At 47.6% G+C, this 24,111-nt stretch carries 19 protein-coding genes; 13 read left to right on the plus strand and 6 right to left on the minus strand.

Features of this window, described 5'->3' with window-relative positions; translation table 11 throughout:
- Positions 1-167: 167 nt before the first annotated feature.
- Complete coding sequence (locus OKS35_RS03405; protein ID WP_078146823.1) at positions 168-1,658, plus strand: GGDEF domain-containing protein; 1,491 nt, start codon at positions 168-170, stop codon at positions 1,656-1,658.
- A 10-nt stretch (positions 1,659-1,668) separates the two neighbouring features.
- Here OKS35_RS03405 and OKS35_RS03410 read toward each other — a convergent pair whose 3' ends face one another.
- A complete protein-coding gene (locus tag OKS35_RS03410; RefSeq protein ID WP_078146824.1) occupies positions 1,669-2,157 on the minus strand; it encodes a dihydrofolate reductase in 489 nt (162 codons plus the stop codon).
- Positions 2,154-2,948, minus strand: a complete 795-nt coding sequence (locus OKS35_RS03415; RefSeq protein ID WP_214813259.1) for a thymidylate synthase — start codon at positions 2,946-2,948, stop codon at positions 2,154-2,156. Before OKS35_RS03415 ends, OKS35_RS03410 begins: the two co-directional genes overlap by 4 nt.
- Positions 2,949-3,126: 178 nt before the next feature.
- On the opposite strand from OKS35_RS03415, the gene OKS35_RS03420 reads away from it, so the two are divergent.
- From OKS35_RS03420 to OKS35_RS03430, 3 genes are all read left to right on the plus strand, one after another.
- On the plus strand, positions 3,127-3,651 hold the full coding sequence (locus tag OKS35_RS03420; protein ID WP_074037100.1) for a type 1 glutamine amidotransferase domain-containing protein: 525 nt from the start codon (positions 3,127-3,129) through the stop codon (positions 3,649-3,651).
- Between the two features lie 26 nt (positions 3,652-3,677).
- Positions 3,678-4,412, plus strand: coding sequence for a Bax inhibitor-1/YccA family protein (locus tag OKS35_RS03425; protein WP_264092471.1), 735 nt, complete (start codon positions 3,678-3,680; stop codon positions 4,410-4,412).
- Between the two features lie 76 nt (positions 4,413-4,488).
- Positions 4,489-5,601, plus strand: a complete 1,113-nt coding sequence (locus OKS35_RS03430; RefSeq protein WP_318841962.1) for an FAD-dependent oxidoreductase — start codon at positions 4,489-4,491, stop codon at positions 5,599-5,601.
- A gap of 38 nt (positions 5,602-5,639) precedes the next feature.
- Here the strand turns inward: OKS35_RS03430 and OKS35_RS03435 are convergent, their stop codons facing one another.
- Positions 5,640-6,203 carry a TetR/AcrR family transcriptional regulator gene (locus tag OKS35_RS03435; protein ID WP_264092472.1) on the minus strand — a complete coding sequence of 188 codons (564 nt, stop codon included), beginning with the start codon at positions 6,201-6,203 and terminating at the stop codon, positions 5,640-5,642.
- Positions 6,204-6,324: 121 nt separating this feature from the next.
- Here OKS35_RS03435 and OKS35_RS03440 point away from each other — a divergent pair, with 121 nt between their 5' ends.
- The 6 genes from OKS35_RS03440 (at position 6,325) to OKS35_RS03465 (ending at position 15,882) form a co-directional block, all read left to right on the plus strand.
- Positions 6,325-7,197: an ABC transporter ATP-binding protein gene (locus OKS35_RS03440; RefSeq protein ID WP_074037097.1), complete on the plus strand. Its 873-nt coding sequence runs from the start codon at positions 6,325-6,327 to the stop codon at positions 7,195-7,197.
- 1 nt (position 7,198) lies between these two features.
- The gene (locus OKS35_RS03445) at positions 7,199-7,993 is read left to right on the plus strand and encodes an ABC transporter permease subunit (protein ID WP_214690967.1); all 795 of its coding nucleotides are present in this window, start codon (positions 7,199-7,201) and stop codon (positions 7,991-7,993) included.
- A gap of 65 nt (positions 7,994-8,058) precedes the next feature.
- Positions 8,059-8,871, plus strand: coding sequence for an aldo/keto reductase (locus OKS35_RS03450; protein WP_264092473.1), 813 nt, complete (start codon positions 8,059-8,061; stop codon positions 8,869-8,871).
- Positions 8,872-8,987: 116 nt separating this feature from the next.
- Positions 8,988-9,740 (plus strand): tryptophan-rich sensory protein, encoded by a 753-nt coding sequence (locus OKS35_RS03455; RefSeq protein ID WP_264092474.1) that lies wholly within the window; start codon positions 8,988-8,990, stop codon positions 9,738-9,740.
- A 254-nt stretch (positions 9,741-9,994) separates the two neighbouring features.
- Positions 9,995-14,434 (plus strand): glutamate synthase large subunit, encoded by a 4,440-nt coding sequence (gene gltB, locus OKS35_RS03460; RefSeq protein WP_264092475.1) that lies wholly within the window; start codon positions 9,995-9,997, stop codon positions 14,432-14,434.
- Complete coding sequence (locus OKS35_RS03465) at positions 14,431-15,882, plus strand: glutamate synthase subunit beta (protein ID WP_264092476.1); 1,452 nt, start codon at positions 14,431-14,433, stop codon at positions 15,880-15,882. The genes gltB and OKS35_RS03465 overlap by 4 nt, the downstream gene beginning before the upstream one ends.
- A 138-nt stretch (positions 15,883-16,020) precedes the next feature.
- Here OKS35_RS03465 and OKS35_RS03470 read toward each other — a convergent pair whose 3' ends face one another.
- The 3 genes from OKS35_RS03470 to OKS35_RS03480 all read right to left on the minus strand — a co-directional run bounded on the left by OKS35_RS03470 (position 16,021) and on the right by OKS35_RS03480 (position 18,724).
- Entirely contained in the window at positions 16,021-17,340 is a 1,320-nt protein-coding gene (locus tag OKS35_RS03470) for a Na+/H+ antiporter family protein (protein WP_214783204.1), read from the minus strand.
- Positions 17,341-17,483: 143 nt separating this feature from the next.
- On the minus strand, positions 17,484-18,197 hold the full coding sequence (locus OKS35_RS03475; RefSeq protein ID WP_012726206.1) for a YebC/PmpR family DNA-binding transcriptional regulator: 714 nt from the start codon (positions 18,195-18,197) through the stop codon (positions 17,484-17,486).
- An 80-nt stretch (positions 18,198-18,277) separates the two neighbouring features.
- Positions 18,278-18,724: a MarR family winged helix-turn-helix transcriptional regulator gene (locus OKS35_RS03480; protein WP_211781262.1), complete on the minus strand. Its 447-nt coding sequence runs from the start codon at positions 18,722-18,724 to the stop codon at positions 18,278-18,280.
- Positions 18,725-19,112: 388 nt separating this feature from the next.
- Here OKS35_RS03480 and adhE point away from each other — a divergent pair, with 388 nt between their 5' ends.
- The 3 genes from adhE (at position 19,113) to OKS35_RS03495 (ending at position 24,069) form a co-directional block, all read left to right on the plus strand.
- Positions 19,113-21,704 (plus strand): bifunctional acetaldehyde-CoA/alcohol dehydrogenase, encoded by a 2,592-nt coding sequence (adhE, locus tag OKS35_RS03485; protein WP_264092477.1) that lies wholly within the window; start codon positions 19,113-19,115, stop codon positions 21,702-21,704.
- 181 nt (positions 21,705-21,885) lie between these two features.
- On the plus strand, positions 21,886-23,070 hold the full coding sequence (locus tag OKS35_RS03490; protein ID WP_264092478.1) for a hypothetical protein: 1,185 nt from the start codon (positions 21,886-21,888) through the stop codon (positions 23,068-23,070).
- Positions 23,071-23,154: 84 nt separating this feature from the next.
- Complete coding sequence (locus tag OKS35_RS03495) at positions 23,155-24,069, plus strand: alpha/beta hydrolase (protein ID WP_264092479.1); 915 nt, start codon at positions 23,155-23,157, stop codon at positions 24,067-24,069.
- The last annotated feature ends 42 nt before the right edge of the window (positions 24,070-24,111 follow it).

Raw genomic sequence — 24,111 nt, forward strand, 5'->3', positions numbered from 1 at the left:
ACAAAGCGGTCGCAAGACCGCTTTTAGTATGTCTTTTTTAGGACGTAGGTCCTAGTGATATGTAAAACAATAGAAAATAAATAAGGAAATAGTTGTATTTTATCTTGAGAAGTCGCATAATCGAAACATAAGAGAATTCGGGGAGTACGAACATAGGGGGGACGGGAATGGAGCAAGGTCAACTCACTGAGCGTATACATATGATTTTGAAAAAGATATCGGAGTCGAGACAAATTCCAAAAAGCGATATCGAGTTTCTACTCGATTGGATGAAGAAGGAAGTTCGGCAACGACGGTTGATGCATTTATTAGAAATTTTTAGTCGTGTCGAGTCTGACGCGAAGGAGTTGCCAAGCGTCCTTACACAAGCGGAAGCTTTGACCTTGATCTCTCCTGTGAAACGTTATATCCATACCGTCTTGGGGATTGAACAAGAGGACGAGGATCTCGTCCTTATCTTATCCGCAAGCTTTTCCACATTTAGTCGTTACAAGTCGCGCGTTGAGAAGCTTGGGGCACGTCCGGTATTTTTGCAGACCCTTGAAGAAGCCGTGGAATACGATTATGAGGATGTGCCAAAAGCCATCATCATGGATGTTGAATTATGGCCACAATTTAAAGAGCGAGATATCCAATCGTTCGTTAGCAAGATGAGAAAGCTCTACGTTCCCCTCATTGTCATCGGAACGAATGAACACTATCGTCTTGCTGCCTATTCATATGGATTCGACGATTATTGGGAATCGTGGGTGCCGATGGAGGAACGATTGGTGCGTCTCGGACTACATATCGAAAAATCACGTCTCGTATCAAAAGCGTTACTCGTGGATGAATTAACGGGTGCTTTCAACCGTAAGTATTTAAAGGCGACCTTTTCTCGGTTCATCTCGAGATTGGAGCGGTCTGGTGAGAGTTTTGCTGTCGCACTTCTCGATATCGATCACTTCAAACAATTGAATGATACGTTCGGTCACTCGTATGGCGATGACGTTCTTCATCGCGTTTCTGAAGAAATCCGTCATGCCATTCGTTCTAGTGATGAGCTCATCCGATACGGAGGAGAAGAATTCTTAATCCTCTTGAATGTCTCAGACCGTGCGATCGTCGAATCGGTACTTGAGCGAGTCCGAACACGTATCGAAGAAATGGAATTTCCATACGACCATCAGGTGACGGTGTCGATTGGATACACCCGAGTCTGCCAGACAGGCTATACACTCGGTGAATGGTGTGCCTACGCAGATGAGGCGCTGTATAAGGCGAAACGAGATGGTCGAAATCGTGTCGTCCGATACACTTCTGCTGTTCGTGAGGAGAAGCGAATCGCCTATGTGACGATGTCTGCCAATACCTATACATCGCTTGCTGATCGACTCCCCAAAGAGCATCGCCGATATGAAGTCGTATACCGTCCTTACGAGGCGTATTCTTGTAATGACAATATCGAGATGTTCGTCTTGGATGATGCGCGTGCGCAAGAAGCGAAAGGGACGTTGTCTGCTGTGAAAGAGCAACGAGGCAAATATAGTCACATTCTTGCTGTATCGAAACGAACGGCGTCTGAACTCGGAGCAATCTATGACGATTATGCGGATGGAGAACAGGACGAAGTCATCACGAGAAAAATTGAACAGTGGCTGGAAAAATTGCCAGACTAAAAAACAGACATCATGATGCGATGTCTGTTTTATCGTATTGTTTGAATGAAAAGGCATATGCATGTGTTTCGTCTTGCGGGTGGTCGATTGTACTCGTAATTGACCATTCCCCAATCCGTTCGGGATAATACGTATCGGCCTCGAACGATGCAGCGACCTCCGTTGCATAGATCCGGCTCGTCATCGGCATCGTCTGTTCATATAACGTGGCCCCACCGATGACAAACCATTCCTCCTGTTGACTCATTTCGACGAGACGTTCTAAATCATGCCACACTTCGACTTGATCGGCTGAAAAGGAAACATCAGATGTGACGACGATGTTGCGTCGGTTCGGCAACGCTTTACCGATGGACTCAAACGTCTTTCTTCCCATGACGACCGTGCCACCAGACGTGATAGATTTAAAGTGTTTCAAGTCATCTGGCAATCGCCATAATAAATCATTGTCTTTCCCGATTTCCCGATTCTGCCCATATGCGACGACGTGTGAAATCATACGCTCACTTCTCCTTTAATATGTGGATGTGGATCATATCCGAGAATCTCAAAGTCCTCAAAACGGAATGATTCAATTGAAGATACGTCACGGACAATCTTGAGTTGGGGTAACGGACGCGGGTTACGCGACAGTTGAAGTTCCACTTGTTCGAGATGGTTATGATAAATATGAGCATCTCCGAGGGTGTGGACGAAATCGCCAACTTCTAGACCAGTCACATGGGCGACCATGTGCGTCAAAAGTGCATACGATGCGATGTTGAATGGAACACCTAAAAAGGTGTCGGCGCTTCGTTGATATAACTGGCACGAGAGCTTCCCGTCAGCGACATAGAATTGGAACAATAGATGACATGGCGGGAGGGCCATCTCGTCAAGCTGTCCTGGGTTCCATGCCGACACGATCAACCGTCTCGAATCAGGATTCGTTTTGATTTGTTCAATCACTTGAGCCAGTTGATCGACGGACGAGCCGTCCGGGCGTGGGAATGAACGCCACTGTGAACCGTACACCGGACCCAGATTACCTTCCTCGTCTGCCCATTCATTCCAAATACGGACCCCGTTTTCTTGAAGGTATCGGACGTTTGTCTCTCCTGAGATGAACCATAATAGTTCGTGAATGATGGAACGGATATGTAATTTTTTCGTCGTAATCAGGGGGAACCCTTCTTGCAGATTGAAACGCATTTGGTAACCAAATACACTCGTTGTCCCGGTCCCGGTCCGGTCTTCCTTTACGACACCTTGGTCGAGGATGTGTCGACATAAGTCATGATATTGCTTCATAGGTGATGTGCCTCCTTCTCATTCTTCTACCACTAAAGGTATCAATTGTAGGGAGGAAACACAAGATATAGTGGTAAGAATCATCCACAATCAATATCCTGGAAAAACAATCATGATTCTTCGTTTTCGTGACTGTCGCTTTCGGGTATAATGGGGAATGAATAAAAGGAGGGGTTTGATGAAACTACAAGGGAAGAAAGTCCTTCAACTTGTCAGTAATGACTTCGAGGATTTAGAGCTTTGGTACCCGGTGCATCGCCTTCGTGAAGAGGGAGCGCACGTGATCCTCGCTGGGGAGAAGGCCGATCACGCATATATCGGTAAATACGGTGTGCCAGCAAAATCTGACGTGGCGTTTGATGATGTGGACATTACATCGTTCGATGCGATCCTCGTGCCAGGCGGATGGTCTCCTGACTTATTGCGCCGTTTCGATTCGGTGAAAGGATTCGTCCGTTATATGGATGAACAAAAACGACCAATCGGTCAAATCTGTCACGCCGGTTGGGTGTTGATTTCTGCGAACATTCTAGACGGGGTGAACGTGACGAGCACGCCTGGAATCAAAGATGACATGGAAAATGCGGGAGCGATTTGGCATGATGAGCCGGTCGTCGTCGACGGACATATCGTCTCAAGTCGTCGTCCGCCAGACTTACCAGATTATATGCGCGCGTTCATCGACGTGTTCGCAAAACAGTAACTGAACCATAAAGGAGCTATTCAACGTTGAACTTAAAATCGAATCCATTACTTCGTAAATCAATGCAGTCCTCAGCTTACAGTGCCGAACCGATGACGAAAGCGGGAACATGGTCTAAAGTGTTCACCTTGCTTTTACTCGTGACAGCGGCAGCCGGTACGACATGGCTTGTCGTACCGACAATCGGAGAAGGGCTCTTGTTCCCGCTCATGATCGGGTCACTCATCCTCGGCTTTATCTTTGCGTTGCTCATCACGTTTAAACCGAATACAGCACCGGTCGTTGCGCCACTATACGGCATTATCGAAGGTGTCTTCGTCGGTTCGATTTCGTATTTCTTTGAAGCGATGGTCCCTGGTATTGTGGGACGTGCCGTATTAACGACGTTTGTCGTCGCCTTTGCGATGTGGTTTGTCTATACGACAGGGCTTGTCAAAGTGACACAGAAGTTTAAAGCCGGTGTCATGGCAGCCATGTTCACAGTCATGTTGTTATATCTTGTGCAACTCGTTATGAGTTTGTTCGGTTCAGGCTTGGCATTCATGACCGGTTCAAGCCCACTTGCGATCGGTGTTCAATTCGTGATTGTCATCGTCGCTTCACTCGCTCTCGTCTTAGATTTCGACTTCATCGCAAGTCAAGTCGAAGCTCGGGCTCCGAAACAGTTGGAATGGGTCGCGGCATTCGGATTAATCGTCACGCTCGTGTGGCTCTACATCGAGTTGTTAGATTTACTTTATCGTCTAGCGATGAGAGAATAAGAATCAATCATCGATCCGTTGGGTCGATGATTTTTTTACGAAAGGATGTGTCCATCTGTCTGAGCAAGACAGATTTATGATGAAGAAGATAGTGATTATCGGGTCAGGGATCGTCGGTGTTTCGGCTGCCTATCATTTAGCTGGTAAAGCGGATGTAACGGTCATTGACCGGAAAGAAGAAGGAAGAGCAACGGATGCCGCGGCTGGAATCGTATGTCCGTGGATTGCGCAGCGACGCAACAAAGCTTGGTATGCACTGGCGAAAGGCGGAGCAAGCTATTATCCTAAGGTCGTCAAAGAGCTGGAGGCTGAAGGGGAGACGGACACCGGATACAAACGTGTCGGGACGCTTGCGCTCCATGAAGAAACAAAGCTCGACCAGATGATGGAGCGAACTTTGCTTCGTCGAGAAGAAGCGCCAGAAATCGGTGAACTCGAACGACTGACTGCTGAAGAGGCACAACATCGTTTCCCACCGTTATCCGATGAATACGATGCACTCTTCGTGACAGGAGGGGCTAGAGTCGACGGCGGACGCTTTCGCGCTGCACTTGAGAGAGTCGCTATCAAGCGTGGCGTCACATTTGTCAACGGTTCTGCACGGTTGACGAGCGGAGATGAGATTGGTGTGGAGTGTGACGGAGTGAGATATGAAGCGGATGAAATCATCCTTGCGACGGGTGCTTGGTTACCGGAGCTGTTACAGCCTCTTGGATATACGGTACGAGTCGAAGGGGAAAAGGCCCAGCTCGTCCACGTCCAGTTGAAGGATACAGATGCATCTGACTGGCCGGTCGTCATGCCGCCACGACGCCGCTATTTACTCGGATTTGACGACGGGAAAGTGGTCATCGGTTCGACACATGAGAAAGGAAAAGCGTTCGACGTTCGTCCGACTGCAATCGGAGTACACGAAGTACTGACGAAAGGTTTAGAGTCGGCACCTGGACTTTCCGAGGCAGAACTCGTGGGGACGAAAGTCGGCTTCCGTCCGGTCACACCGAATTCAATTCCCGTACTCGGAAGGGTGCCTGGGGCAGAAAAACTGTTGGTCGCGAACGGTCTCGGATCATCCGGTTTGACGGTCGGCCCGTTCATCGGAAAAGTGTTGAGTGACCTCGTTCTGACAGGAGACGCGGAAGTGGATCTATCGCTCTATCCAATTGAAGACTTTATCTATCACACGTAAAGAAAGGTGACTGTCTGCTTGCTTGAGACAGTCACCTTTTAGCGTTTCATGACCCCATTCAAAAAGAAATGAAAGTAGACGTCCATCGTCTCCTTCATATCCCCGATTGAGAACTGAGGATCGGACAGGATGGCCTGTTGCATGAATTGTACATAGCGTAAATAAGAAGAAGTGGATAACGTCGAATCGATTGACCCTTGGGCCTTCCCGTATTCAATCAACCGGGCGAAAGCAGTATATCCTCTAGTCGCAAGCTGTTCCCAGTTCGGGTCTTGTTGAATCATTGCTGTGATGGTCTCGTCAAAGAGAACCGCCGACTGGATTTTTCGTGTTAGGATCTCGACGAGTAACGCATCGAATGGAGCGTTCGATTCAATCACATGTTCAATCCAACTCATCTGCTCTTCTGTCATCTGTTTTAGGACTTGCACGATAACCTGGTCTTTTGACCCAAAGTAATTATAGATAGATACGGGGGAGACGTGCGCTCGACTCGCTAACTCACTGATTGTGAATCGGGATTGCTTCTCTGTCATCAAGTCATAAGCGGCACGTAATATCGCTTGTTGTTTTTCTTCGGTGCGTTTCGCAAATCCATCCATTGATTTAAGCGCTCCTCTCTCTAGTTTTGTAATCAATATACCATTTCCATTTCAAAAAAGAACGTGATATACTAGTTTTGTAATCATATCGTTCAGATATTACAAAAAAGGAGGGTTCGAGATGATTCGGATTCAGCGATTGACGAAACGATTTGATGCCACACATGGTATTTTTGACGTTTCACTACATGTATCACCAGGTACAATCTTCGGATTCATCGGACCGAACGGCGCTGGGAAATCCACAACGATTCGACATTTGATGGGTCTTTTGAAGCCGAGTGAAGGCAAGGCGACCATCAACGGATTCGACTGTTGGCAGGAGACGGAGCAAGTGAAACGGAGTGTCGGCTATTTGCCAGGAGAAATCAATTATCCCCAGAACATGACGGGAGAAGAAATCATTCGATTGACGCGCCATTTGCACAAAACGAATTCGGATCGTGAACGGCAATTACGTGAACGGTTTTCATTCGATGAGGCGACGAAAGTACGGAAGATGTCAAAGGGGATGAAGCAAAAACTCGCCATCATCACCTGTTTCATGAAAGATGTGCCCGTCTATATATTGGATGAACCGACGAGCGGATTAGACCCGCTCATGCAAGATCGTCTAATCGATTGGTTAATTGAAGAAAAGCAATCTGGGAAAGCGATTCTCATGAGTTCTCACCATTTCCCTGAGATGGAACGGACGTGCGACCGTGCCGCGTTGATTAAAGATGGACGCATCATCATCGAAGAGGACATGGAACAATTACGACAACATAGCGTGAAACGGTACCGAGTCGAATTTTCAACGGAAGCGGAAGCCGTTCGATTCGCGGCCGATTCTGGTGAACGGGACGGCATGCATGTTGAGGTCACCATCTCGACACCGATAGAGCTGAACCACCTCATCCGAACATTGGCGGAGTTTCAGGTTCAATCACTGACAAGTGGCACAGACGAGCTCGAACATCTATTCATGCAGTATTACGGGGAGGCGACATGACATGTTAATTCGCTCCATGTTGAAACAGAATCGCAGTTGGATTCTAGGATATTCAGTCGGGACTAGCATATATCTCTTTTTCTTAGCCGCAATCTTCCCATCTATTCAAGAAACAGGATTGATTGAGGCAAAATTAGAGTCGTTGCCACCTGAGCTTCTCGATGTCTTCCAAATCGATGCGTCGATGGCGATGGACAACGTCCTCAATCTATTGTCGAGTAACTATTATGGCTTGATTTTCTACGTCCTCGCAGTTTTATTCGCATTGACTTTCGCCTCGAAACTGTTGGCCAAACCGGTCGATTCTGGAGAAATCATGCTGTATATGGCGGCCCCGATTTCTCGAGTCACGTATGTGATGTCAAGCTTTGTTGTGTTGATTGTGGCAGTCGGGCTATTTGTCGGTCTAAATGGGTTGAGTTTAATGGCAGCGGACCTTCTGTTCGATTTACAAATCGACTATGCGGTATTGTGGATGCTTCAATTGAATGGAGCGCTCATGTTGCTCGTCCTAGGCGTAGCCGCTTATGTGATTGCGAGTCTGTTCGATGATAGTAGTAAATCCTATATGGTGACGGGTGGAATCTTCACGTTCTTTCTCATGGTGAACATCATCCAAGGAGTGAGCGATCAATTCGATTGGATGTCAAACCTCTCATTCTTCTCTCTCTTTGACGCCGGTGCCATCATGCGTGAGGAATATTGGGGCATCCATTTCATCTGGTTACTCGGTCTCCTGACCATCTTTTCAGCACTCTCGTTCATCCGATTCACCCGAAAAGATTTGACGATTTAGTTTTCCGAAATAAATTGTCGGGTATGATACAATCAGCTCGTTAGAATGAAAAGGGGATGAATGAGATGCTTTACGCAACATTACGAAATAAGGTCGAAATTCCGATGATCGGCTTTGGGGTCTGGAAGGTCGATAATGAAACCGAGGCACCAGCTGCTGTCGTTGAAGCCATCAAAACAGGCTATCGTCACATCGATACGGCTGCAATCTATAAAAATGAAGAGGGCGTTGCGAAGGGAATTCATCTCTCAGGTGTAGACCGCTCTAAATTGTTCATCACGTCGAAGATTTGGAATGATGACATTCGTGAAGGCAAAACGAAAGAGGCATTCGAAGGCTCGTTAAAACGACTCCAGACAGATTATTTGGACCTTTGTCTGTTGCATTGGCCGGTAGATGGGTTCGTCGATGCGTGGAAGGACCTCATCGATTTATATGAAGCCGGAAAAATCAAGGCAATCGGTGTATCTAACTTTAAAGAACACCATTTAGAAACATTGAAAGAAGCCGGTCTGATGGCGCCACTCATCAATCAAGTTGAACTTCATCCACAGCTCCCGCAACCTGATTTGTTGGACTACTGTCAAGATGAAGGGATTCAGATCGAGGCGTGGAGTCCACTCATGCAAGGTAAGTTTTTAGACATCCCTGCCTTTTCTGAAATTGCAGAAAAACATGGGAAGACGCCGGCACAGATAGTTCTCCGTTGGCATCTTGAGTCTGGTCATGTCGCGTTACCGAAATCGGTGACACCACATCGAATCCGTGAGAACTTTGATGTTTTCGACTTCTCACTCGATGCGGACGATTTGGCGAAGATCGATCAAGTGGCGACAGGAGAACGTCTCGGACCAGATCCAGACGAAATCGACTTTTAATGGAGAAGGGGTTCGCATATGCGAGCCCCTTTGTACGTGTAGAGTCACATGGATGCGGGTATTGAATATTATGTTACAAAAGGAGGTGTTTGATCTTCATTTAGAAGATCGTGCTTATGGACTTATCAAAATGGCCGATTGTAAACTGGGTTGCTTTTTTAGCGACCGTCGTCATCAACTATTTCGCGAGCGGCGACAACGCGGCGGTTTCGGACCGCATCGATATCTACTTTAAGCCGGCAGGGTACGCCTTCTCGATTTGGGGTGTCATCTATGTCGCGTTACTTGTCTGGCTGGTGCTCCAGTTGAAGAAAGGGACGACGGCGAATCGTCAAGCCGAGCGGATGAAAGCCGGATTTTTAGTCTCTTGCGTGCTGAATGGTTTATGGCTATTGGCATTCACGAACGAATGGTTCGTCGTCTCACTTGTCATCATGGTGTTGTTCCTGGCTACGCTGTGCTGGTTGTATTATATCGCTTTTCGGACGTCTACGAGCTGGCTCGATCGGTTCCCGTTCTCCCTCTACATCGGCTGGGTATCAGTCGCGACCATCGTCAACACGTTCGTTGTGATGAAGACGGAACAGATCACGTCGCTGTTAGGTCTTGATGAACTCGCCTGGACCTCTCTTATGCTGATGGTCGGTGTGATTCTTGCCCTTCTCTTTATGTGGTGGCATCATGATTTCATCTATCCACTCGTATTCGTCTGGGCGTATATCGGAATCTTTGCGAGAATCGAAGAAGGCACACTCTATGTTGTGATTGTCAGCGCCCTCGCATTGCTTGCGATTGGGTATATCGGTTTGATTTTGTGGAAACGTCCGAAATCGTTTTTACATCATCCGCGTAAAACAGTAGAACAATAATCAAGAAAAGGGTATCTTCAGGATATCCTTTTTTTATGTTCTGAAGAACCTATAAATAAATAATATTTATGGATATTTATTCTTTATCGAACATAACTAAAAACGATAAATCCATTGATAACAGTAATGTATACGCTTTCAATAAGACTAAATGAGATTCCTATTATGCAAAAATGCATGCAACTCACTTGATTTTTCAGAATATTTAGAACAGAATGTTAATTACGAAACTGTGAGTGAAAGGGGTCGATGATATGAGTCGAGTTGGTTTGTATGACTCAAAATTTGAGAAAGATGCGTGTGGGATTGGACTTTACGTCAATCTACATGGGCTAAAGAAACATGAAATCGTCCAAAAATCGCTCTCCATGTTATGTAATTTAGAGCACCGAGGAGGACAAGGTGTCATCGATGCTGGTGATGGGGCGGGTATCATGACTGAGATTCCACACGAATTGTTTACGCAAACCATGAACCTTCCGTCACTCGGTCGTTACGCTGTCGGAATGGTTTTTTTTCAGCCGTCTGAGAATCAGCTACATGAAAAAATCACGTTGATGGAACGGATGGCGGATGAACTGGATTGTTCGACGATCGAATGGCGCGAAGTACCTGTCGACCCGATGCAAATCGGGGAACATGCGCGGGTCACACAACCGGTCATCTATCAATGGTTTATCTCATGTCCATTCCTAGACGAGGATGCGAATGAACGCGTCTTTTATGAACTACGTCGGAAAATCGAAAAAATCGAATCATTACGCCTATATATCGCAAGCCTGTCAACGAGAACGATCGTATATAAAGGGATGTTGACGCCAAATCAAATCGCAGCATTTTATTTGGATTTGCAATCCCCTCATTACAAAAGTACGTTCGGCATCGTTCATTCTCGTTTCTCGACGAACACGTTCCCTTCTTGGGAACGAGCACATCCGAACCGCATGATAGTCCATAACGGGGAAATCAACACGCTTCGCGGAAATATCGATGCGATGCGAGCACGGGAAGGGGTCACGTCAACAGACTTATTCGAAGACGTCCAACACTTGTTCCCTGTGCTTCAAGAGGATGGGAGCGACTCGTCCATGCTCGATAACGCTTTTGAATTCTTCACACGAACAGGTCGTTCGATCGCCCACACGGCGATGATGTTGATTCCTGAACCATTTGTCGAAGGAAAGATGGAACCGTTCAAGCGCGACTTTTATCAGTATCATTCATCCATCATGGAGCCGTGGGATGGACCGACTGGAGTCGTCTTCACAGATGGAAGGCAAATCGGAGCAATTTTAGATCGTAACGGCTTGCGTCCGATGCGTTATGTCGAAACATTGGACGGGGAATTGATTCTCTCCTCTGAAACAGGAGTCATTCCGGTTGACGCAGAGAACGTCAAATCTAAACAACGTCTAAGACCAGGACAGTTGTTGTTGATCGACTTGATTGAAAAGCGATTGATTCCTGATCATGAGATTAAAGAGACGATTGCGAAGTCAGAGCCTTATCACAAATGGCTTAAGCAGATGATGACAATTGAGGATCGAGGGATCGTTGAAGAAGAACTACTTGAACTCGGACGTGTGCAACGTGCGTTTGGATATACGAAAGAAGACATTGAACAGTACATGGTTCCGTTAATCAAAGACGAAAAAGATCCAATCGGCTCGATGGGGCATGACCAACCAATTGCGGTGCTCTCGACGCGGCCCCGTTCCTTATTCCATTATTTCAAACAACACTTCGCGCAAGTGACCAACCCGCCAATCGACGCGTTACGGGAGAAAATTGTCACGGCTACGTTTACTTGGATTGGTCCGCAAGGAGATCCGGTCCATACCGGACGAGGTCACGCGAAACGTGTGTGGTTGAATCATCCGATGATTGATGGGGCAACCCTCAAGCAACTTGCCGAGAAGCTCAAGGTCGAACGAGTCGATACAACGTTTACGAATGATTTAGAGGCGTCGCTTGAAGCCCTTTTGCAACAGGTCAGCCAGATTGTACGAAATGGTGCGAACGTGATCGTCCTATCTGACCGTTTCGTCAGTAATGAACGGATTGCGATGCCGTCTCTCCTCGTACTGAGTGCGATTCATCAACACTTGATTCGAGAGAACTTGCGCTCGAACTGTAGTCTCATTTGTGAGAGCGGTGAAGTCCGAGAAGTGCATCAGGCAGCGACCTTGATTGGGTATGGGGCAGATGCGGTATATCCATACGTAGCCTATGCGACGATACGAGACTTAGTCGAACGTAAACAAATTGCGCATTCATTTGAAGAGGCCATTCGCTCGTATCAAAAAGCAGTTGTCGAGGGCATCGTCAAAATCATGTCGAAAATGGGTATCTCGACCATTCAAAGCTACCGTGGGGCCCAAATTTTCGAAGCCGTCGGATTAGATCGCAATTTGATTGAGACGCATTTCAGGGGAACGACGTCCCAACTGTCTGGAATCGGATTTGAAGAACTTGAAGACGAAGCGAGAACACTCCATACGTCCGCCTATGCGACGAATCGTCCGCTCGAGGCGGGAAGTGATTTCCAATGGCGTGCAGACGGAGAAGAACATGCATTCAATCCGAAGACGATTCATTTGTTGCAACGTGCCTGTCGTGAGAAGGAACGTAAATATTATGATGCTTATGTGAAATTGCATGAATCATCAGGACAGTTCATTCGACAGTTGTTTGCATTTAAAACACAACGTCCTGTCCCGCTCGAAGAAGTAGAGCCAGTCACGTCGATCGTTCGCCGTTTTAAGACAGGCGCGATGTCATTTGGGTCCTTGTCAAAAGAGGCGCATGAAACGCTCGCTATCGCCATGAATCAGATCGGTGCGAAAAGTAACTCTGGAGAAGGCGGGGAAGACCGGGCCCGCTTCGTCCCGGATGAGTTTGGAAACGAACGCATCAGCCGCATCAAGCAAGTCGCAAGCGGACGATTCGGGGTGACGGCAGAATATCTTTACCATGCCGATGAAATTCAAATCAAGATGGCGCAAGGGGCAAAACCGGGTGAGGGTGGCCAACTTCCTGGAAATAAGGTGTACCCATGGGTCGCCGAAGTGCGTGGATCCGTTCCGGGGGTTGGACTCATCTCACCGCCTCCACATCACGACATTTATTCGATTGAGGACTTGGCCCAACTCATCTTTGACTTAAAGCATGTGAATCCTAAGGCGAAAATCAGTGTCAAACTTGTCTCGAAGTCAGGTGTCGGGACGATTGCAGCCGGTGTCGCGAAAGCGAATGCCGATACGATTGTCATCAGTGGATATGATGGTGGAACCGGTGCTTCTCCAAAGACATCAATCAAGCACACAGGTCTTCCTTGGGAGCTTGGACTCTTAGAGACGCATCAAACGCTCGCATTGAACGGGTTACGGGGGAGAGTCACACTTGAGACGGACGGAAAGCTCATGACGGGGCGAGACATCGTCCTAGCTGCCATCTTCGGGGCGGAAGAGTTTGCGTTTGCTACAGCGCCACTCGTCGTCCTTGGATGTATTATGATGCGTGCATGCCATTTAGATACGTGTCCGGTCGGTGTGGCGACACAGGACCCTGTGCTTCGTCAGAAATTTATGGGGAAACCAGAACACGTCGTCAACCTGATGACGTTCTTGGCAGAAGAAGTACGAGAAATTTTAGCATCACTCGGTGTGACATCATTAGACGACGTGATTGGTCGAACGGATCTTCTCGAAGAAAGTGAATGGAAAACGAAACATCCGAAAGCAAAACGGTTAGATTTAGCACCGATGCTCTCGATGCCGACACCACTTCCTGAGCGTGAAGAAGTCGCTCACCCGGCATACCGTTCCTACGATCACCGAAAATTGATTCCGGCAGTCTCACGGTCAATCAGCTCGTTGCAACCGACATTCTTCGTTGGTCGCATCCGAAACACCGATCGTGCCGTCGGGACACAGTTGGGGTTTGAAGTGACGAAAGTTCACGGTCAGGTCGGTTTAGCGGACGATACCATCTCGCTGCGCCTCAGTGGGTCAGCCGGACAAAGTTTAGGAGCATTTTTACCACGAGGAATCACCATTTCCGTCATCGGGGATGCCAATGATTATATCGGGAAAGGCTTGAGCGGTGGGAAATTAGCATTGATCTCTGAAAAACATGCACCGTTTGATGAAAGTAAACAAATGATTGCCGGAAACGTCTGCTTGTACGGAGCGACGAGCGGACAAGCTTTCTTTAACGGTCACGTCGGCGAGCGTTTTGCCGTTCGAAATTCTGGGGCGACGGCAGTCGTCGAAGGAGTCGGCGATCATGGATGTGAGTATATGACCGGGGGAACGGTTCTCGTCCTCGGTGATGTCGGACGGAACTTTGCAGCCGGCATGTCAGGTGGCGTCGCATATATTTATGGGGATCAAGCGTATGATCGACTCGTCAACGAGGAGCTCGTCTCCGTCGTAAAAGAATTGAACGATGAAGATATGGAACAAATTTATGCACTTCTCGAAGCGCATCAGTTTCATACAGACAGTGTCAAAGCACGGACTATTTTAGAGTCATTCGAACAAGCTCGCCCTCACTTTGTAAAGGTCGTTCCACGAGATTATGCGAATGTATTGGACGTTATGCGTCAAATCGAGGCGAATCGACCGGAATTGAGCGAAGCGGACCGAGCACTTGAATTGTTCCGGGTTGTGACTGAGGGGGGTAACGCATGAAACATAACTTTTTAAACATCGCACGGTCCACATTACCTGAGCGTCTTGTGGATGAGCGAGTGAAGGATTATGAAGAATATGCGACACGAATGGATGACGAATCGGTCAAACAGCAGGCTGCACGTTGTATGGACTGTGGCACTCCATTCTGTCATGTCGGGGATATGATTGGACAAGAGACGATTGGGTGCCCGATTCACAACTATATCCCGGAGTGGAACAAGCTTGTGACCAAATCGGACTGGATGGGAGCGTATCACCGATTGATGGAGACGAATAACTTCCCGGAGTTTACGGGTCGAGTTTGTCCCGCACCGTGTGAGGGGTCTTGTACACTCGGAATCAGTGAAGATCCGGTTGCGATCAAATCGATTGAACGAACCATCATCGATCGGGCGTTTGAAGAAGGTTGGGTGAAACCAAGGCCGGTCCATCGAAGAAGCGGGATGACAGTCGCCATCATCGGAAGTGGGCCGGCTGGATTGGCGGCTGCCGACCAACTGAACCAGCTCGGACATTCGGTCACCATCATCGAGAAGGCTGATGAACCGGGAGGTCTACTCATGTACGGAATCCCGAACATGAAACTGGATAAGGATGTCGTGAGACGTCGCATTCGGTTGCTCGAACAAGAGGGAATTGTCATCCAGACGAACATTGAGGTTGGTACGGATGTGACAGTGGAGGCGCTTCGGAACCAATACGATGCGGTGATTTTCGCGACTGGCGCTCAGAAACAGCGCACGCTCGGGATTGATGGCGATGATGCACGTGGTGTTGAAATGGCGATGGATTATTTGACAGCATCGATGTACGAGCGAAAAGGAACGACCCGATCACCAGAACATGACGCCAAAGACAAAAATGTCATCGTCATCGGGGGTGGAGATACAGGAGCCGACTGTGTGGCGACGGCAATCCGTCAAGGTGCAAAATCAGTCGTTCAATTTGGGAAACACCCGTCAAAAGGGTTGCTTCGTGCACCAGAGAAACCTTGGCCACTTCAACCGGACACGCTTACGACGGATTATGCGTATGCGGAATCACTCGCGGTCTATGAGAAAGACCCGAGAACGTATTTGATTCGCTCCAACCAAATCGTCACGAAAGAAGGACGTGTCACAGGGATTGAAACGGAACGGATGACGAAAGTCGTCAACCCGGATGGTCAGGCAACCTTCTTCGTGGAGGAAGATTCGATAGAGACGTATCCGGCGGACTTGATCCTCGTCGCCATTGGATTTGAACGACCAGAGCACGAGTTGCGGAAAATCGGTGTCGAGAAGACGACAGATTTCCAGACGGCAACGGAAAACGTCTTTATCGCGGGGGATGCCAAGCGAGGGCAAAGCCTGATTGTATGGGCGATTCGGGAAGGACGAGAAGTAGCAGAGGTCGTCGATGCGTATCTCGATACTTGCAAGACCGAATTAAAAACCTCATCATAAAAAGGAGCGACAGCCGTCGCTCCTTATCTTTTGTTTAGGAGGAGTTTTATGTTCACCGAAATCCTCATGTATACGGGAATCTGGTTTATTCTCATCCTCATTTTATTAGGAACCATTTATTCACGACGGAAAAAATGATCAAAGCACCATCGCCGCAATCACACCGAAGATGATGAGTGGAATATTGTAGTGTAAGAACGTTGGCCAAACCGTTTCACGTAGGTGATCGTGTTGACCGTCAGCGTTCAATCCACTCGTAGGTCCGAGTGTCGAGTCACTCGCTGGGCTACCTGCATCCCCAAGCGCTCCTGCAGTCCCGATGATGGCAATCGTTGCCTCGACTGAGAAGCCGTATTGTACACAGAGCGGGACGAAAATTGCTGCAATGATTGGAACAGTCGAGAAACTTGAACCGATTCCGAGCGTGATGACAAGGCCGACGAGCAACATGACGAGAGCGGCAATGAGTTTAGAGTCACCCATCAAATCGCTCGCTCCGTTGACGAGCGGTTCGATCGCACCTGTCTCGCGGATGACGGCAGCGAATCCACTTGCGGCGATCATGACGAACCCGATGAATGCCATCATGCGCATGCCGCTTGTGAAGATATCATCTGCCTCAGACCATGGAATCAGGCGGAAGATTGAAAGCAAGATCAAACCAGTCACCGCAGAGGCGATCATCGACTCGGTCTGCAACTGAACAATCAACACGATGAGAACGACTGCGAGTGTCATGATCATCTTCAAACCACTCATTTGACGTACTTCATAATCAGTTGGTCCGAGTGCAATCGTGTCATACGTTCTCGGTTTCCGGTAGTGAATGAACGCCGCTATCAATCCGACGACCATCCCTAATGCCGGGATGCCCATGATCGAGATGATGTTGACGTCTCCGACAGTCAAGCCGTTCGCTTCAACGTTCGCGATGAGAATCTCATTCAAGTAAATCCCACCAAACCCGACAGGTAACAACATATATGGTGTCACAAGACCGAACGTCAAAATGGTCGCTACGAGACGACGGTCTACATTCAACTCATTGAACAGTACGAGTAACGGCGGAATCACAATCGGGATAAAGGCGATGTGTATCGGAAGCACGTTTTGAGAGCTGATGGATAACAATAAGATGAGTGACAACAGGAATGCTTTGACAACCATCACACGCTTGCCTGACACGTCACGACCTGACATCGCAATCAATTTTTCAGCTAAGACATCCGGAAGCCCCGTCTTCGATAACCCGACAGCGAATGCGCCGAGGAGCGCGTAGCTGAGTGCGATGCTCGCTCCACCACCAAGACCGTCACTGAAGGCGGTCAACGTATCGTTGAACCCAAGTCCTCCAACAAGCCCCCCGACAAGCGCCGCTAAGATTAATGATAATACAATGTGCACTCGGCTGATGGCGAGCGCAAATAAGACGATGACTGCAAGTAATACTGCGTTCATATCGATCCAACACCTTTCGCGTTTTCTTTCTCTTGGTATCACTTTAATATGATAAAGACTTTTTGAAATTTAACATATGATGTGACCCTTGTCAAATCGAATATGAAAAAAAGCGATAACTCGTGAAAGTTATCGCTTACGTGTTACATCTCGACGTTATGATACACTTGGCGCACATCTTCCAAGTCTTCGAGCACATCGATTAGTTTTTCAAACTGTTCTTGCGAAGCGTCATCGAGTGACACTTCGTTCTGCGGGAGCATCGTCAATTCCGCAACGGCAAACTCTTCTACACCGGCAGCCTTGAATGCAGTTTGAACGGCGTGGAACGCTTCTGGCTCGGCATAGACGATGACCGTCTCGTCTTCCTCGATAACATCACGCACATCAAGGTCATGTTCCATCATGAGTTCGAGGACGTCATCTGCCGACATTTCATTGACACCGATGACGGCAGTTGCATCGAACATATATGCGACCGAGCCACTGACTCCCATGTTGCCTCCGTTTTTACCGAACGCGGCACGGACTTCTGAAGCCGTACGGTTGACGTTATTCGTCAATGTATCGACGATGACCATCGAACCATTCGGACCAAACCCTTCATATCGAAGCTCATCGAAATTTTCCTCATCGCCACCTTTGGCTTTGTCGATGGCACGATCGATGATCGCCCGGGGCACGTTATACGTCTTCGCACGCTCCACAACGAATTTTAATGACTGGTTCAACTCAGGATCAGGTTCCCCTTGACGGGCGGCCACATAAATCTCGCGACCGAACTTCGCATAGACGCGACTCGTGTTCGCATCTTTTGACGCCTTCTTCTCTTTAATGTTGTTCCATTTACGACCCATTACATGTCATCTCTCTTTCCATTTGTACGTAGATTCATTACAGATTATATAAGAAGTTGTGGGAATTGACGAGAAAAGTTTTACTCGTCACCTTTGTCCATCTTCTCGACAATCTCTGTAAGTGTCTTCAAACTCTCAAAGAGTCGGTCAGTTTCGTCCTCATTCAAAAAGGCGAGACGTTCCTCGAATAGTCTACGGAATGAGTCTCTGCGCTCAAGTAAGATCCGTTCACCTTTCTCGGTCAGTTGATTCCAAATCACGCGGCGATCCCGCTCGTCTGGCACCCGCGTGATATACCCCTCGTTCAATAATTTCGTGATGAGCGGGGTAACGTTCGGTGGCGCGATGGAGAGTGTCTCGCTGATTCGTCCATTCGTGACAGCCCCCTCGTCCTCAATCAACATCAATAGATGGAAATGAGAGAAGTTCAGGTTTGGAATTTGAGGAAAATCAGATCGACGTAACAATTTACGACGAATTAAAGGAATCAGTTTGACAAACTGGTCCGCTGCATCTTGTTTCGGCATAATAGATTCACTTCCTAGTTAGGTTCTATTTTCATTATACACGAGTTAGGTGCAGTTGAACCTAAAAACGGGTTGATGTGATGATTGATACATCATAGTAGAGATTGAATCGACACAAAACATGTAAGCGTTTACATTAAAGGTTTGATATATTTTCATGAAAACGCATTCGATTTTACTGAGGACGCATACAAAAATCAAGAGCTGTCAACAATAGATAAAAAAATATTGTGAAAGAGTTCACATTGTTGTCACCCACAAAACCTGAAAAACATTGTATTCTATGAATGTGAAGGAAAGCACAATCTCTAAAAAACAGTCATCATATTGTGCTTCCATCAAGTCAATATGTTCATTAAAAGCTCTCACTTATGAGGAGGAACCTAACATGGCAGTCAAAGAGAAAGCAAAAGTGGAAACAACGGCAGAACAAATGGTGGACACGCTCGTAGCCAGTGCGCATAAAGCACTCGATACGTTGATGACGTTCGACCAGGAGAAAATCGACCATATCGTACAGGCGATGGCGCTTGCAGGACTTGAGCAACACGTCGCACTCGCGAAATTAGCACATACAGAAACAGGTCGCGGTGTCTTTGAAGACAAGATGATCAAAAACATCTTTGCGACAGAATATATCTATAACTCACTCCGTGGTGAGAAAACGGTCGGCGTCCTTGAAGATGACGTTCAAAACGGAATCACATACATCGCGGAGCCAGTTGGTGTCGTCGCTGGTGTCACACCGGTCACAAATCCGACATCGACAACGATGTTCAAAGCAATCATCGCCATCAAGACACGTAACCCGATCATCTTCGCGTTCCATCCATCAGCGCAACAATGTTCAAGTGAAGCGGCCCGTGTCCTTCGTGACGCAGCAGTGGCGGCAGGTGCTCCTGAAAACTTAATTCAATGGGTTGAAGTTCCATCACTCGATGCGACGAAAGCACTCATGAACCACCCTGGCGTGGCGATGGTCCTTGCGACGGGTGGGGCGGCAATGGTCAAATCCGCTTACTCGACTGGTAAACCGGCTCTCGGTGTCGGACCTGGTAACGTACCAGCCTATATCGATAAGACTGCAAAAGTGAAACGCGCCATCTCAGACGTCATCCTTTCAAAAACGTTTGACAACGGTATGATCTGTGCGTCTGAACAAGCGATCATCGTCGACCAAGAAGTATATGAAGAAGTGAAAGCAGAGATGACGGCACTCGGTTGCTACTTCTGCTCACCAGAAGAAAAAGCAAAACTTGAAACGCTCGTCATTCGGACGGATACATGTGCGGTCAACCCTGAAATCGTCGGGAAGCCGGCAGCATGGATCGCTGAACAGGCAGGTCTCAAAGTACCGACTGATACGAAAATCTTGATTGCAGAACTCGAAACAGTTGGCGCAACAGAACTTCTCTCTCACGAAAAATTAAGCCCGGTTCTCGGTGCGTATAAAGTTCAATCACGTGAAGAAGGATTCGCAATCGCTGAAAAAATGCTTGAGATTGGTGGTCTCGGTCACACAGCGGTCATCCACTCAACAGATGACGATGCCATCCTTGAATTCGGTCTCCGTATGAAAGCTTGCCGTATCATCGTCAACTCGCCTTCAGCACACGGTGGAATCGGTGACCTTTACAACGAAATGACACCATCCCTCACGCTCGGTTGTGGGTCTTACGGTAAAAACTCCGTCTCAGAAAACGTGACGGCGAAACATCTACTCAACGTGAAAAAGGTGGCGAGACGTCGCGTGAATATGCAATGGTTCAAAGTACCTGAAAAAATCTATTTCGAGAAAAACTCAGTACAATACCTTCAATCGCTCACAACGAAGAAACGGGCGATGATCGTCACAGATGAAATGATGGTCAAACTCGGATTCGCTGACAAAGTCATCAAAAACTTGCCTGCTGGCGTCGAGTACCGCATCTTTGACCAGGTCGAACCTGATCCATCTGTTGAAACAGTCATGAGCGGTGCCGAAGCGATGCGTCACTTCCAACCAGACATGATCATCGCACTTGGTGGTGGTTCACCGATGGATGCTGCGAAAGGCATGTGGCTCTTCTACGAACGTCCAGAAGAGAAATTCTCTAACCTACGCCAGAAATTCATGGATATCCGTAAACGGACGTACAAGTTCCCGACATTAGGTAACAAGTCAATGTTTATCGCCATCCCGACAACGTCTGGTACAGGTTCTGAAGTGACACCGTTCACTGTCATCACTGACAAAAAACGTAACGTGAAGTATCCGATTGCTGACTATGCAATCACACCAGACGTCGCCATCGTCGACCCAGAGTTCGTCATGACCGTCCCAGCTTCAATCACGGCTGATACAGGAATGGACGTCATGACACACGCAATCGAAGCATATGTTTCTGTCATGGCGAATGATTACACAGACGGACTTTGCCTCCGCGCCATTAAGATGATTTTCGATTATCTACCAAAAGCGTATGAAAACGGTAGCGACGCGGAAGCTCGTCAGAAAGTACACAATGCTTCAACGATGGCGGGTATGGCATTTGCGAACGCGTTCCTCGGTATCAACCACTCGATCGCTCACAAAATCGGTGGAGAGTTCCACGTACCACACGGTCGTACGAACGCAATCCTCATGCCACACGTCATCCGTTACAACGCGACACGCCCATCGAAACTTGCGGCGTTCCCGAAATATGAGTCATTCATCGCTGACGAACGTTACGCAGAAATCGCACGTTACCTCGGTCTTCCAGCAAGCACGACAGCTGAAGGTGTCGAGTCACTCGTCCAGGCGATCATCGAGCTCGGTCAACGCTTGAACATCAAACTTTCGTTCAAGGCGCAAGGCATCAAGAAAGCAGAACTCGATGCGAAGATTGACAAGATGGCGGTCGACGCATTCGAAGACCAATGTACAACGGCGAATCCGAAAATGCCGCTTGTTGAAGAATTGAAAGAGATCATGTACGCAGCATACGAAGGCGTATAAGGATCAACATTTACAAGTGGGCCCGTTCAACTCGAACGGGCTTTTCTTGTGATCTGAATATGATATTCGGATTCTAAAATTATATTTAAATTGATAAAAAATTGAATAGTCAGACGATAAATAGCTGTATATAATAAAAAATGGTATGTATAGTAATTTATTGATGAATGGGGATCGTGTAATGTTCATATTGATTAGTTTGTTGCGTTCAATCGCGACAGTTTTTCTTTTCTTCAATCCAATCCATCCGACGCCGCTCGAGACCGCTGAATATATTTCATCAGTCGATCGAAATGCGGATAGTTGGGAGAGTGCCGACTTTTTTGAATCATTCGGAACCGAATTACCCATCGACATGGACCGAAACCTCCTTTACACAGAACGGATAACCGGCTGGACTGAGATTGAAATGGGGGATAAAACGTATGAGGGGTTTTCATCGATGACGTTTGATCAACCGTTCAAAGGTACGATTTTACATATGACGTGGGGACAAGATATTCCGGACGTGAAAGAGAAAGTGATTGTCTTACCGACGACAAAATTTTCATATGACAACATCGAAGATGCGTATACCGTCGATTACGCAGGTGAGGTTTTGAATGACCAGGAAGCGAACGCGTACTTGTCAGAGCTCGCATCTAAGGGAGCTGCAGGATACCTGATCACCCCTTTTGAAGACGACCCATATGAGACGGGTTTCGTTTTCACGTCATCTTATATGCCCTTAAATGGTACAGGGGTAGACTTGGATACGGCTGAACAACTGAAGGACGGGGAAACGATTCAATTCAAGCCCTATAATGAAGAAATTCCGTATGTCGAATTTGTCCAAAAAGGCAAGACGGATCAAGAGATTGTTCTCATGTCACGACTCGATTCTTCCTGGCACGGGGCCCATTATTTGTCTGCCGTCGGTCCGTCTACGGTCTTATATCATCTGATGCAGGTGATGAACGAGGAAATGCCAGACTATACGATTCGATATGTCTTTTTGAATGGAAACGGCGACTCTAGAGAAGCGAGTGACGATTTCCTTGAACGGCTAGGGGAACAAAAAGAAAAAGTGGAAACGATCGTCATGCTCGATATTCTTGGGACTGGTGATGGTCCACTATACGTTCGGACGAAAGGGATGAAATCTTATCCAGTTCTAGAACGGGCGCCATTCGCTGAACTAGAAGTTCGTTCGTTGGCAAGTTCACCGGGTGACGCTTACGATGAAGCAGGAATCCCTTATTTGATGTTGAGTGACTCATTAGAAGGAAGCTGGCATGTGTTCACGGAGAAAGATACGTTCGAACGGCTGTCGGAAGATGGATTAACGGGTGCGGTCGATTGGCTGCACGATTGGCTAACTGACTGACCTAATCATTGTCGCTGTCTGAGAAGACGGCGACATATTTTTTTAGATGTCGGTTTCGGGTATGATAGTAATGGAGGCGATACGATGAAACAAGAGATGACGATTACGACAGCATATGGAACGATTGCAGGAACTTTTCTTTCCCATGAGGAGCCCCGGGCGACAATCGTCATGTTGAGCGGAAGTGGGCCGAGTGACCGTGACGGCAATATGGGTGGTGTCGGTTTTAATACGTATGCCAAGTTGGCAGAAGCGTTGTACGACCGCGGATACAACGTGTTCCGATATGACAAACAAGGGATTGGCAAGTCCGATGGGGACTTCAATAAAGTCGGTTTACTTGATTTGATTAACGATGCGATTCTTGTCGTGCGCACCATTCGACAACTGGCCGATGTGAATCGCTTATATCTACTTGGTCATAGTGAAGGGGCCGTTCTTGCTCCTGCCGTTCAACTTGAGACGAAGGCTGATGGACTGATCTTACTTTCCGGTTTCCATGAATCGTCCAAGCGGATGTTCTTATACCAAGCAGATGCACTCGCTAAAGACATCGAACATGTGAAAGGGATAAAAGGTCTCTTCTACCGGTTGACGGGCGTTGCCAAAAAAGTTAGGCAGCGACAGGACGATTTGTTAGAGCGTTCTTTACGGACGAACGTCTCGTCTTTCAAATATCGAGGTCAAGTCGTAAATGCGAAATGGATTCGTGAACATGCATCCTATGACGTCCGGGAACGATTGGAGCATGTGACCGTCCCGGTTCTTGCGATTACCGGGGGGCGTGATGTGCAAGTCCCACCAGAGCACGTCCATATGATTCAAACAAAAGGTGAGGTCACCTCGTCAATCATCGAAGATATGAATCATCTGCTCGTGACACGGGAGTCACCCCATTCGCTTCTCATGCTGCACAAAGAGTATCGTGAAGCAATCGATGCGCCGATTCATCCAAAACTCGTTCAAGAATTGGATGAATGGTTAAAAAAACAGTCATAAACTCGAAAAACGGTCATTTATTGACCGTTTTTTATGTTATAA

This window comes from Exiguobacterium sp. N5, from assembly GCF_025842465.1.
Lineage (GTDB): Bacteria > Bacillota > Bacilli > Exiguobacteriales > Exiguobacteriaceae > Exiguobacterium > Exiguobacterium profundum.